Below are 12831 nucleotides of genomic sequence, written 5' to 3' on the forward strand. Positions count from 1 at the left end.
CAGGGCAGTTGGCTAGCGTGAGAAGTGCCAGTGGCACTTCGCAAGGGAATCCACTCTTGCAAACTTGTTTGCTAAGATGTGGTGACGGGGTCGCAGAATGTGACCGCGGTTTGGCCAAACCGGTTAGGACAGAACGTTAACAATTAACAAATAGATACACCTATCGGGGTGTGGCGCAGTTGGCTAGCGCGCGCGGTTTGGGACCGTGAGGTCGAAGGTTCGAGTCCTTTCACCCCGACCAATAAAAAAAGGTTACCTTGTGTAGCCTTTTTTTATTGGTTAGAGTCAACGGCTCGGTTCTTCGACACAGATTTGCACCAGCAAATATGCAAGTCGAAGGTTCGGTGTAGCGCAGCGTAGGCGAGAAAGCGCTTTAGCATTTTCTCGGCAAGCAAGCGGAAAAGGACGTAGTCCGCTGTCCTTTCACCCCGACCATGAAAAAGGAGTCTCTTCATTGAGACTCTTTTTTCATGCTTGGCTGAAAAGATTTGGTTCTTCGACTCGACAGCTTCAGCTGGCGATAGTCGAATGGTTCGGTCGTTAGTCACAGACCCCAGCGTTAGCGGGCGTCTGGATTAACGTGCGTTGTCTCTTTCACCCCGACCAATAAAAAAAGGTTACCTTGTGTAGCCTTTTTTTATTGGTTAGAGTCAACGGCTCGGTTCTTCGACGCAGATTTGCACCAGCAAATATGCAAGTCGAAGGTTCAAGCCTGCCCCGCACCAGAATTGGCGCGCGGGTTCTTTCACTGAGCTTAACTTAGCCTTTAGTTATAGCGCTTGCTACAATAAGGCGTATGATTCCTGCTTTGGCGGCGATTGCCGTCGTCTTTATTATCCTGCTGGCCAGCGAGACGTTGTGGCGTAATAAAAAATTGCGCGGGCTAGAGCAGTCCCGCAAGTTAGTACACATTACTGTCGGATCGTTTATTGCTAGTTGGGCGTTTTTTATGCCACTGTGGCATATCCAAATCATTGCAGCATTAATGCTGGTCGTAGTGTTGGTCTCACGCACTCTAAAGGTCTTTCGTGGCATTCATTCGGTAAAACGTAAAACCTATGGAGACTTACTGTACCCGATAAGCATTGGCTTGGTTGCAGCCCTAGCTTCATCACCATGGATCTTTGCTGCGGCAATCCTGCACATGAGCGTAGCGGACGGCTTGGCTGCGGTTATCGGCAATAAGTTTGGCAAAGGTAACTCCTATAAGGTGTTTGTCGAGACAAAATCTATAATTGGGACTGCAACTTGCTTGGTGGTTTCGGCACTTATTATAAGTTGGATTATATTGTGGAGCCCGGCTGGGTTTGACGTGCTTATGTGGCCAGCTATTCTTTGGGTTCCGGTACTTGTTGCAGCGGTAGAAAATTTATCGCCCTACGGCACAGACAATCTCACAGTTCCGATCATCGTAGTATTATCGCTCAGTAGCCTGTTATAGCTCACAAAAACAAATATCTTTTGCTATACTGTGAGTCATGAGCAAAGACAAGGGGGTTGTCGGTAAGGTACGGCAACATTTTGAAGATTATTTACGCGAGTTTGTTTATGGCGGTATTGACGGCGCCATAACCACCTTTGCAGTTGTTGCAGGTTCGGCCGGTGCGGGCTTTGAGGTTACAGTTATTCTTGTTTTAGGCTTTGCCAACCTGATTGCCGATGGCTTATCTATGGGCGTAGGATCGTATCTGTCAACAAAGTCTGAGATTGAGCTGGCACACAAACATGGTGAAGCAGGCAAAGGTAGCGACGATGTATCACCTGCTATAAATGGGGTCACGACCTACTTTGCGTTTATATTCTTTGGGCTTATTCCGTTGTTGGCGTACACCCTTGAAAAGATATTTGATTTTATAGTATTTGATAACACTTTCTTAATAGCCTGTATTTTTACCGCGGTTGCTTTTGTGGCAATCGGGGCATTAAAGAGTAAGGTTGCCGAGACGTCTATCTGGCGTAGTGTCGGAGAAACAGTCTTTCTTGGTGTCCTTGCTGCGGTGTTAGCATACGGCATCGGTTACCTGTTAGAAAGTCTTATCGTGGGTGCTCCTGCGGTTTAGTTGTTAGTCTCTTAACTAAAACGGAGAAACCGAAGGAAGACTTTGCTACAATACGGTTATGATTTTAAAAAGTTGCTTTACCTGGTGGTATAGTCACGGTATTCGCTGGATGTGGCAACGCGCTATTGCCGATAGATTACTAATATGCGTCGAACGATTTTCGCTTGGTTCACTATTTAAAACTTTGTTTGCACCGTATAAGCAAACCGTGGCTGGAAAGTACGGCAAAGGTATAGGCGCTTTCTTCTGGTCAGCTATTGACTCTATGATATCTCGGTTTGTTGGTTCTACTGTGCGGTTCACTTTGATAGTTGCCGGCGGTATTAACGTCTTATTCGTTTTGGTGAGCGGTATGGTTATGGTCATAATTATGCCTTTAGTACCGATACTGGTACTGGTGAGTATTATCTCAGGTTGGTGGTTGCCCGCATGAGACAGCTTGGTATCGATTTTGCATCTGACAGAGCCGCCAAAGCACGCGTTGCAGCGGTATTCGACATTAAGCCTTTGCGTGCGCTGCTGTGGGTTATTGCTATTGCATCATCTATTGCGTGGTTGGGCTTGCTTGTCTGGGCTAACCAACCACTGGCTCACCTAATAGCGTTACCCATTACTTTTTCAGTTATGCCGCTGTTTTGGTACTACGGCGAGCTAAGAAGTTTAGAACCGACCGCCAGTCTGGATCAGGCAGATGATGTCAGCCAAATACTGGATAGACGGATGTTGGCAAAAATACGTCGCGATACTACACCCCAGCAACTATGTGAAGTGATAGCCAAGCAGCCTGGTGGATATTTCTTCGGTTCACGGTACGGTATTGCCTACGACATGTTACGCACTGGGTTGAGTGATAAGTCAGAAGACATGGCGACGTTTTGGCAACAGGCACTAGCGTACGCTCAGCAAGCCGGCGATAAACAAGTCTCTAGTTATACGGTTGCGGCTGCTCTCGTAAAGCAGCTGCCTAACGCGGATAATTATTTGGCGTCAATACACCTAGACGAAAGCGACATAGTTGCCGGTCTAAAATGGCAACTGCACATAGACGACGTATTTGAACAGATAAAACAACGTAAGCACTACGGTGGGATCGGTCGAGACCTAAGTTTTGGTTGGGCGCCACTGCTCAATAATATTGGGTTAAACCTGACTGACGGCATTCAACGTGGGGGCATGTTGCATCGTTCGGTGCAAAGCCACAGAGGAATTGTTGATCAGATGATGCATGTACTAGCACAACCTGGTAAACGTAACGCCACGTTGGTCGGTGAAGTTGGGGTCGGTAAAACTACGTTGGTTCATGCCCTAGCACAGCGGCTCCTGGAGGAGCCTGAATCGGCTCCGGAAGTGTTGCGCTATAACCAAATTATTGCACTAGATCCTACGCATCTTATAGCTAACGCCAAGGGCAGAGGGCAGCTTGAGGAGTTGTTGATCCACATATTCAACGAAGCGATAAAAGTAAAAAATGTCGTGCTGTTTTTGGATAATGCCGAACTGTTCTTAAAAGAAGGCACCGGCAGTGTTGATTTATCAAGCTTGCTATTGCCTGTTTTGGAAGACGGGGCACTGCGTATAGTCCTGTCGCTTGATGAGCAAGAATGGTTGCGCTTGAGTCAGAGCAACCCTGGGCTTGCCCAGCTTTTGAACCGAGTGGTGGTCAAGCCTCTTGAAGAAGACGAGGCAACCCAGGTCATGGAGGATCAAGTGTTACTCCTGGAAGGGCAGTACAAGGTGGTGTACATGTATCCGTCGCTTAAAGAGGCCTATAAGTTAGCCGAGCGCTATGTTCGTGAGCTGGCTATGCCGGGCAGCGCGATAAAATTGCTTGAAGCAGCAGCTGGTTTTCCGGAACAAAAGCATTTTATAACTGCTCGCTCACTTCAGCAGGCAGCCGAGAAATCTTTTGACGTTAAAGTGCAAACTGCCAGCACGGCAGAGGAAAAAGACGTGTTGCTCAATCTAGAAGAGAAAATTCACAAGCGTATGGTTAACCAGAGTCGTGCGGTTACGCTGGTTAGCGATGCACTGCGGCGAGCCCGGGCAGGCGTTAGGAACCAAAATCGTCCTATAGGTACGTTTCTGTTCCTTGGCCCGACCGGTGTTGGTAAAACTGAGTTATCTAAAGCAGTGGCTGATGCGTATTTTGGCGGTGAGGATAGGATGGTGCGAATTGACCTCAACCAATACTCGCAATCTAAGGACACTTCACGGCTACTGGCAGTAGGCGCCAATGATCCGCACAGTCTATGTGCGCAGATTATAAAACAGCCGTTTAGTGTTGTGTTGTTGGATGAGATTGAGAAGGCGCACGACAGTGTGTTAAACGTTCTGTTGCAGATGCTTGATGAGGGAGTGCTTCGTGATGAAGAAAACAAGCCGGTGAGCTTCAGAGACGCGATTATAGTCGCAACCAGTAATGCCGGGGCTGATAAAATTAGGCAGCATATCGACAAAGGCGAAGCTTTAGAGAAGTTCGAAGAAGCCTTCACCAATGAGCTAATTGATAGCAATATCTTTAAACCGGAGTTTATTAACCGTTTTGATGAAATCGTGCTATTCCGTCCACTTACTCAAGAAGAGTTAGGGCAGATTGTTGATTTGCAATTGCTACAGCTTAATAAACGGCTCGGGGCACAAAAGATTAATGTGGCGCTTACAGATGAGGCTAAACAGCTGCTTTTGAGCGTTGGGTATGATGCTCGTCTAGGGGCAAGGCCGTTGCGGCGGGCAATGCAGCGAGCGGTAGAGAATGTGGTTGCTCAGAAGATGCTCAAAGACCAAGCTGCACCCGGCCAGACCATCCAGCTTGATGCTCCTGAGCTGCAAGAAGCCCTTAAAGAGAGATAAACGCTCGCATATCTGTTATAATCTAGGCGTTCAGGCTAGTTTTATTGCCTTAATAGGCTAAGTTGCGGGTGTCGTATAATGGCTAATATACCTGCCTTCCAAGCAGGCGATGCGAGTTCGCCCCGGTCATACGACGGGGCGCCCTATCGGATGATAGGGCGATTCTCAAGAAGCAACAATTAACAATCTACGGGTGTCGTATAATGGCTAATATACCTGCCTTCCAAGCAGGCGATGCGAGTTCGCCCCGGTCATACGACGGGGCGCCCTATCGGATGATAGGGCGATTCTCAAGAAGCAACAATTAACAATCTACGGGTGTCGTATAATGGCTAATATACCTGCCTTCCAAGCAGGCGATGCGAGTTCGCCCCGGTCATACGACGGGGCGCCCTATCGGATGATAGGGCGATTCTCAAGAAGCAACAATTAACAATCTGCGGGTGTCGTATAATGGCTAATATACCTGCCTTCCAAGCAGGCGATGCGAGTTCGATTCTCGCCACCCGCACCAAATTATTGCTTCGCCACCCTAATCGATTATTCCATGTTCTACGTATACTTCCTCAAGCTTAATAATGGCCAGATATGCACCGGCTACACCGAAAACCTAAAAAGACGCAAAAGTGAACATGATTTGGGCAAGGTTGCTTCAACTATGTCCCGACTTCCTTGTTGTTTAGTAGGATACGAAGCGTATGCTTTAAAGACAGATGCGATGCGACGAGAGAAGTTTCTTAAAACAACAGAAGGTAAAAAACTTTTTAAACAACAATATCGTGATATAATCACCTCTGTTGTGCCTCGGTAGCTCAGTGGATAGAGCAGGACGGTTCTAACGTCTTGGCCGGGGGTTCGAATCCCTCCCGAGGTACCACGTGATATGAAACAGATTAGTGTTAATGAGTTATATCAAGAAGGGTACAGTTATACTCTCGATGAACCAGCTGGGAAGAATTTTCATCCTGATTTTGAACCGGAGCTGACACCGAAAGAGATGCTGCAACTTGGTGTTTTTGGTGGAGATTACTTTCAGGCTATTCCAAACGAATTCCCAGAAGACTGGTTTGAGGGGGCTAAGTTATCCGAAATTGGCACGGCTGATAAAAACCTGAATTATTTTAAGGTAAACGCCAGCCAGTCACTCAAGGAGTGGCAAAGAAAGGGTTGGATATATTTTGAAGATCCTAAAGGTTGGTTTTTGTGGTACTGCCGCTACTATCGTGGCAGGCGAATACCAGAGGAGGATGAGCGGCAAATCAAGCGCTGGCGAGCGATGAATCGGCATAAATCACAGGTAGAAAAGTTTTGTGAACCAGGCGATATGACATGTCGCCCACGCCAGCGGCAGGCGTTGCTACACTGGGCATACGATTCCCGCAAAATCTAAAGAATAGGTTTAGCCCAACAAAACCCAAGGTAATTATGAATAGTCAGAGCAGCGGGTTCGGAGATACACCAGAGACCGTCCAATTGACCATCTACAGGGATGGCTGCTACCATTGTTGTATGTCAACACGTCCTTGCCAGGTTTGTAACAAAAAATTTTACGCCAAACCAAGTCATGTTCAGAAGGGTTGGGGTAAATTTTGTTCAAAAGCCTGCCAGTATACAGGGCAGAAGACGGGGCAGACTTATCCTTGCCACCAATGTAAACAGCAGGTATACAGGACTGTCAAAGACAGGAGGCGCTCTAAGAGCGGAAAATTCTTTTGCGGTAGGTCCTGTCAAACAGTATGGAGGAACAGTATGCTATACGCTGGCAAGCGTCACTCCAACTGGAACGGTGGCAAGGCATCGTATAGGAGCATCTTACTTAAGACAGGATTACCTAGAGTTTGCACTAGATGCCGGTTAACTGATACACGGATTTTAGCAGTACATCATAAGGACAGAAACCGTAACAATAATGACGCATCGAATTTGATATGGCTTTGTCATAATTGCCATTATTTAGTTCATCATTATGTTAATGAAGGAGCTGGGTTTTTGGCTCCTCGGACTATATAGTGACCCGCTGCTTGCTCACCGGGGATATAACAGATATAATAGCGCCGTTGTGGTGCCTGTAGCATAGAGGCCTAATGCGTCGGGTTGTGGTCCCGAAGATCGTGAGTTCGAATCTCATCAGGCACCCCAATTCATGAAGATCCTAGCACGGATCTTTTTATTTTGAAGTAAATATGAACAGAAGATCCTTTGTTCGAAAAACAGAAATCATCTGCTAAGCTGGGGGTATGCAACATCTGTCCGCTTCTGGATATGACGAAACGCTAATACAAAAAGCAATTGTTTATCTAACAGCGAGATTTTCTGAGTCTGGTAATAACCCCAAGCCAGTGATCTTGCACAGTATTCGGGTGGCTACGACACTTTGGTCAAACGGAGCTCCACAAGTTTCGGTTATAGCAGCACTACTTCACGATTTGTTAGAAGACACAGACACAACCCATGCAGACATTGCCAAGAGGTTCGGAACTGACGTGGCGGATATTGTGAGATCGTTAACGATTGAAAAGGGTCAGGCTTCTTATGATGTTAGGCTACAAGCGGCGGTAGATTCTTTTGAGTGTTCAAACAGCATTGGATACGATGCATTAATAGTGCGAGCCGCAGATTTAATTGATAACAGCTATTATTATCACAAGGCCAGTTATGAGCAAATCGATTTACTTTATCGGAAATATAAAAAGTTCATGGGTATCAGCCAAAATACTATAAAACCATCTGTGTTCTGGGTATTGTTGCAGGACAACTATGATAAGAATGTTCGACCGCTAAGAACGCATGCAGCTAAACAGCGAACACCTTTTTATAAGTTATAGGAGGGTGTGGCGTAACTTTTGCTAGCCAAGACAGTGGCGTATAATGCAACTTAGGTACTAAATAAACCAAGGAGGTGCTTATGCGCTTATCGGTGTTAGCAACTAACTTAGTAAACTTTTTCGTAGGTGCTGTGCAAGCAATATTAGGAGTGAGATTCTTGCTTCGTTTATTTGGAGCAAACGAAGCTAATGGATTTGTTGACTGGGTATATGAAATGAGCGCTGTATTATTGCAGCCGTTTCGGGGTGTATTTCCGACACAAGTCTTTGATAATCAGTATGTTTTAGAGTTTTCTACCCTGTTTGCGATGCTAGTTTATGCGCTTGTCGGGATGTTCGTATTGTGGTTGATTGTTGTTCTCACGCCCGAAGAACCAGTTACTAAGAAAAAACGACGCTAATAATACATAAGTAATTAAAAAGAGGCGCTGGCGGCAAGCATAAACCTCTTTTTATATTTCGTGCAGAGTTGTAATGTTGGCGCCTAAGCCTTGCAATCTTGCGGCGATATTTTCGTAGCCACGGTTGATTGAGTAGACGTTGCGTAAAACTGATAAACCGTCGGCTGCTAACATGCCAATAAGCAAAATAGCGGCTGGTCGTAGTGCTGGCGGGCAAGTGACGTCGCCACTTACGAACTTGGTTGGACCTTTGACGTAAACACGGTGGGCATCGATCAGTTCTACATTGGCGCCAAGTCGGCTAAGCTCGGTGAAATATATTGCCCGGTTCTCATACATCCAATCATGCAGCAATGTATCGCCTTTAGCGACAGCCGCAATCGGCACAAAAAACGGCAGATTATCTGGCAAAAGACCAGGATAGGGTAGTGGATGTATTTTATCGACAGGAGCCGTAAGTTTCCCGTTGTGTTTATAGACAGTCAGATCGGCAAGTTTGGTGTGATGGTTTTCGCTGGTGTAGGTTTCACTGCGGTCTATTTTTAGACCCATCTTCTCTAGCTTTAGAATCTCAATTTCCAGAAAATCTATCGGGCAGCGAGTTATGGTGATTTTGGAGTTGGTTGCAACGGCAGCGGCGATGAAAAACATTGTATCAACTGGGTCTTCACCGATAGTGTAGGAGATATTTTTGCGTATTTCGGGTACACCCTCAACTGTTAATTGGGGTGTGCCTATGCCGTCAATTCTAACGCCTAATTTGCGTAAGAAATGACAAAGATCTTGAATATTGTAATTGGATGGAGCCATGCGAATATGGCTTTTACCTTTTGTGCGAGCTGCTGCTAGAAGTATATTCTCGGTCGGGGTTTCGCCCATTTCATATAACACTACATCAGCTGGCGAGGAATTCTTACGGGTCATGTGGTAGTAGCCTGTTTTTACCTTGGTCTGCAGGCCGAAGTCTTCCAAGGCATAAATATGTGCTTGGATTGAGCGCTTGCCGAGTTTACAGCCACCGGCATACGGGATTTTAAACTCCTTGGATTCATGCATTAACGCCCCAGCTAACATAATCACACTACGGGTTCGGCGAGCTGCCGTATTGTTTATACCGTCTAGTTTAAGCTTTTCGGGTCGTTTAATTTCTAAGCTATTGTGACCAAACCATTTAATTTGCACACCAATACTTTGTAGAACCTCAATAATCCGGTTGACCTCTTCAATGCGTGGAACTTTCAGTAGTTTTGTCGTTCCTTTATTTAACAGGCTGGCGCATAACAGGGCAACCGCGCTATTTTTAGCTGTTTTGGTCTGGACAGTGCCGCGGAGTTCGCTACCGCCCTCAACACGGAAGTTAATTGATTGTCCAGAGATAGTAATTATGGGTTTTTGGAGTACATCACTGATACGTCCAAGTGTTTCAAGGCTTAAGTTCTGTTTACCGTGTTCAATACGATTGACAGCGGATTGACTGGTGCCGAGTTTTTTAGCAAACGAAGCTTGGGTCATGCTGCGCTCTTGCCGTACCTGGTAAATTAGTTGGCCAATTTTTTCATTAGTTGTCATATAGGTGAAATAATTATATCAACCATGATATACGTGTCAAATAGTTTCCTAGATCTGGTTCTGCTGTTAAAATACCTCATTATGTTGTAGTTATATTTCTTAAGCACCTGAGCATGATTATAAACAAGAGATATAACAATGAGGAGCAAAAAGCATGAAAGATACGGCTGTTACCGACTTGATCATTGCAGAAGAGAAACGACAACGAGAAGGCTTGGAGCTTATACCCTCCGAAAATTATGTAAGCCGAGATGTCCTGGAAGCCATGGGTAGCATTTTTACCAATAAATATTCTGAAGGCTATCCAGGCAAACGTTATTACGGCGGTCAAGAGAACACCGATAAACTTGAGACAATTGCTATTGAGCGAGCCAAACAATTATTTAAGGCAGATCACGCCAACGTGCAACCACATTCCGGAGCACCGGCTAACGAAGCGGTCTATAGTGCCTGGCTGGAACCAGGTGATACGGTGCTAGCGATGGACTTGAGTCACGGCGGCCACTTAACACACGGTGCACCGGTAACGCGTAGCGCCAAGCTCTATAACTTTATCCGCTACAAGATGAAAAATATCGAGACCGGCGAGATAGATTATGATGAGTTGCGAGAGTTAGCACTTAAGCACAAACCAAAGATTATTCTAGCCGGGTTCAGCGCCTATCCTCGCGAGTTAAACTACGAAAAGTTCGCCGCAATCGGCAACGAGGTAAATGCTTTACTCATGGCCGATATGGCGCATATTGCTGGGCTGATTGCCGGCGGAGCTGCAAAGAACCCGTTCGATTATGGGTTTCATGTCATTACTACCACAACCCATAAAACTCTACGTGGACCACGCGGTGGCTTGATTCTGACACGCGGGACCGTAAGCAACCCGCTAAAAAAAGTCGATAAAACTCTAGATAATATCCCGACATTAATTGATAGAGCAGTGTTTCCAGGTATGCAGGGCGGGCCGCACATGCACATTATTGCTGCTAAAGCAGTAGCTTTTGGCGAGGCCTTGCAGCCAGAGTTCCAGGCCTATGCAAAACAAATCGTAAAAAATGCCAAAGTGCTTAGCGAAGCTATGCTCAAACAAGGTTTTAGTTTAGTTACCGGCGGCACTGATAATCACCTTATCTTGGCGGATGTTCATAAGGCCTTTGGTATTGACGGCAAAATTGCCGAAGAAGCGCTGGATAAAATCGGCCTAACCTTAAACAAAAACAGTGTGGCAGATGATCCTCTGCCACCATTTAAGCCAAGCGGTATCCGTCTTGGCACGCCGGCGCTTACCACGCGCGGTCTCAAAGAGGAACATATGGAGCAGCTAGCCGACTGGATGAAACAGGCCATAGATAACCACGAAAACCAAGAAAAACTCGTAAAGCTTAAATTAGAAGTTAAGAAGCTTGCCTTACAGTTTCCGCTGCCGAGTGATAGGTAGGCATCTCATAGGGAGTAAGAGGCTCTTTAAGATACTCAAGCTCACTTTTAATCAAAGTTAATGTAGTGGACAGTGCAACGTCACCCACGAAACAGCTGACTGGTAGTAGCTCACGCTCTTTGTATGCATCACCTTCCACAATGTAATCAATGTTCTCTACAATTGTGGTTTCATCAACGGAAATAATCGCCAATTTATCTGCTATATATGGGTAGCCTTGAACTCTGTCTGCTCTATTATGTAAGGTTTTGTAGCGTTCCTCGGTCTCATATCTAAGTTCCTCTACAGCATAATCCACCAGGTCTTTGCGCTTAAAATATATTTCATCAAAATATTTGTCGGCTTTGTCACGCTGAATATGTTTATAGGACTTCGCATATTTTCGCATTTTTTCATGATTATCCACCGGCCTACCGCGACCTAGCGCTTCGTCTAATAAGCCTTCGACAGCCCTGTCTCTGGGTGAAACAGTTTCTGGAGACTTTTGTTTGTTGTGGTTAAAGGAGAGCAAGCTCATTTTTCTCTTTGTGGTTATTTTTATAAAAGTGTCTTAATTTTGTAAATAGTGCGATTTCTTAAACCCAGTGTAGGGTATTTATCCACAGATTTCAAACTAGTTATGGTAAAAGTTCTGGTTCTTGATTGAGTGTTATGTTGAATTTTTCCTGCACGGCGTCTAACACTTTTTGTTTGAAAGCGAGCAAATCAGCAGTTTGGTTGGCGTTTTCGTTAACGAAAACTAGGGGCTGCTTTGGCCAGGTAGCCATACCGGTTTGTTCATCGTGAAAATCTTTATAACCGGTCTTTTCAAGCAGCCAGGCAGCAGATATTTTTGCAGATCCATCAGGCTTTTGCCAATAAACAAGATCTGGGAAATCGGCTGAAAGCTGAGCTAGTTGGCCGGCTGACACTACAGGGTTTTGGAAAAACGAGCCATTGTTTGCAATGATTTTTGGGTCTGGAAGTTTAGTAGAACGTATATCAATAACCGCGTCACGGATTACTTGTGGCGTAAATTCTTTTGTGCCGTGTTCATTGAAATATCTTTGTAGTGAATCATAAAAAGGCTGCTTGATAGTATTGCGCATAAGATGATACGTAACGGCGGTGATAAAAAATCTACCGCGATCACTCGTTTTAAAGCGGCTTGTTCGATAGTCAAACTCACAATCGCTTCCGGGTATAGTTATAAGCGTGCCTTGATGTGTGTCGAAGGCTTCTACTGTTGTGATGGTATCTTTAACTTCGCGTCCGTATGCACCAACATTTTGAACCGGTGTTGCACCGACGGTTCCGGGAATCAGTGAAAGTTCCTCAAGCCCCGACAGGCCGGCTTTTACTGTGCGGCCTACTATGTCGTCCCAGTTTTCGCCTCCACCGGCTGTCACGTAGACATTCGTTCCATCTTCATCGAATACTTCATACCGGAGTATTTTGTTAACGAGCACTAGACCGGGGAACCCTTCATCACGCCAGATAATATTGCTACCTTCGCCAATCATTATGATCGGCAGTTGCCGTTCAGTTGCCCAAGATACTGCCTCAGCAATTTGCGATCTTTCGGTTATTTCGCAGAGATGAGCGGCGATTCCACCTAGGCGCATGGTCGAAAAACCGCTCAGGGGGACATTGTCTAGCACGTACATAGGTTTAAGTATCAAGTATCACGTTTCAAGTATCAAGTATCAATTGAA

General features: G+C 45.7%; 12 protein-coding genes and 4 tRNA genes. 13 read left to right on the top strand and 3 right to left on the bottom strand.

The window, feature by feature from the left end:
* Nucleotides 1–164 precede the first annotated feature (164 nt).
* The 12 genes from U5K77_02735 (at nt 165) to U5K77_02790 (ending at nt 8136) form a co-directional block, all read left to right on the top strand.
* A tRNA-Pro gene (locus tag U5K77_02735) sits at nt 165–241 on the top strand.
* A gap of 555 nt (nt 242–796) precedes the next feature.
* Nucleotides 797–1441: a hypothetical protein gene (locus U5K77_02740; GenBank protein MDZ7744655.1), complete on the top strand. Its 645-nt coding sequence runs from the start codon at nt 797–799 to the stop codon at nt 1439–1441.
* Between the two features lie 37 nt (nt 1442–1478).
* Nucleotides 1479–2060 carry a VIT1/CCC1 transporter family protein gene (locus U5K77_02745; GenBank protein ID MDZ7744656.1) on the top strand — a complete coding sequence of 194 codons (582 nt, stop codon included), beginning with the start codon at nt 1479–1481 and terminating at the stop codon, nt 2058–2060.
* Nucleotides 2061–2118: 58 nt separating this feature from the next.
* Complete coding sequence (locus U5K77_02750; GenBank protein MDZ7744657.1) at nt 2119–2493, top strand: hypothetical protein; 375 nt, start codon at nt 2119–2121, stop codon at nt 2491–2493.
* Nucleotides 2490–4910: an AAA family ATPase gene (locus tag U5K77_02755; protein ID MDZ7744658.1), complete on the top strand. Its 2421-nt coding sequence runs from the start codon at nt 2490–2492 to the stop codon at nt 4908–4910. The genes U5K77_02750 and U5K77_02755 overlap by 4 nt, the downstream gene beginning before the upstream one ends.
* A gap of 439 nt (nt 4911–5349) precedes the next feature.
* Nucleotides 5350–5424: transfer RNA gene (locus tag U5K77_02760), tRNA-Gly, on the top strand.
* Nucleotides 5425–5457: 33 nt separating this feature from the next.
* Nucleotides 5458–5721, top strand: a complete 264-nt coding sequence (locus tag U5K77_02765; GenBank protein MDZ7744659.1) for a GIY-YIG nuclease family protein — start codon at nt 5458–5460, stop codon at nt 5719–5721.
* Nucleotides 5712–5787 (top strand) — tRNA-Arg (locus tag U5K77_02770). Before U5K77_02765 ends, U5K77_02770 begins: the two co-directional genes overlap by 10 nt.
* Nucleotides 5788–5793: 6 nt before the next feature.
* Nucleotides 5794–6300: a hypothetical protein gene (locus U5K77_02775; GenBank protein MDZ7744660.1), complete on the top strand. Its 507-nt coding sequence runs from the start codon at nt 5794–5796 to the stop codon at nt 6298–6300.
* Nucleotides 6301–6972: 672 nt separating this feature from the next.
* Nucleotides 6973–7049: transfer RNA gene (locus U5K77_02780), tRNA-His, on the top strand.
* A 98-nt stretch (nt 7050–7147) separates the two neighbouring features.
* A complete protein-coding gene (locus tag U5K77_02785) occupies nt 7148–7735 on the top strand; it encodes an HD domain-containing protein (protein ID MDZ7744661.1) in 588 nt (195 codons plus the stop codon).
* A gap of 80 nt (nt 7736–7815) precedes the next feature.
* The gene (locus tag U5K77_02790; GenBank protein MDZ7744662.1) at nt 7816–8136 is read left to right on the top strand and encodes a YggT family protein; all 321 of its coding nucleotides are present in this window, start codon (nt 7816–7818) and stop codon (nt 8134–8136) included.
* A gap of 51 nt (nt 8137–8187) precedes the next feature.
* Here the strand turns inward: U5K77_02790 and U5K77_02795 are convergent, their stop codons facing one another.
* A complete protein-coding gene (locus U5K77_02795) occupies nt 8188–9705 on the bottom strand; it encodes a UDP-N-acetylglucosamine 1-carboxyvinyltransferase (GenBank protein MDZ7744663.1) in 1518 nt (505 codons plus the stop codon).
* Nucleotides 9706–9859: 154 nt separating this feature from the next.
* Between U5K77_02795 and glyA the strand changes: the two genes are divergently transcribed.
* Complete coding sequence (gene glyA, locus U5K77_02800; GenBank protein ID MDZ7744664.1) at nt 9860–11137, top strand: serine hydroxymethyltransferase; 1278 nt, start codon at nt 9860–9862, stop codon at nt 11135–11137.
* Here glyA and U5K77_02805 read toward each other — a convergent pair.
* Entirely contained in the window at nt 11094–11654 is a 561-nt protein-coding gene (locus U5K77_02805; protein ID MDZ7744665.1) for a hypothetical protein, read from the bottom strand. The genes glyA and U5K77_02805 overlap by 44 nt on opposite strands.
* Before the next feature lie 100 nt (nt 11655–11754).
* Entirely contained in the window at nt 11755–12783 is a 1029-nt protein-coding gene (gene murB / locus U5K77_02810; protein ID MDZ7744666.1) for a UDP-N-acetylmuramate dehydrogenase, read from the bottom strand.
* Nucleotides 12784–12831 lie beyond the last annotated feature (48 nt).

The organism is Candidatus Saccharibacteria bacterium (assembly GCA_034521515.1).
Taxonomy (GTDB): domain Bacteria; phylum Patescibacteriota; class Saccharimonadia; order Saccharimonadales; family JAXHMH01; genus JAXHMH01.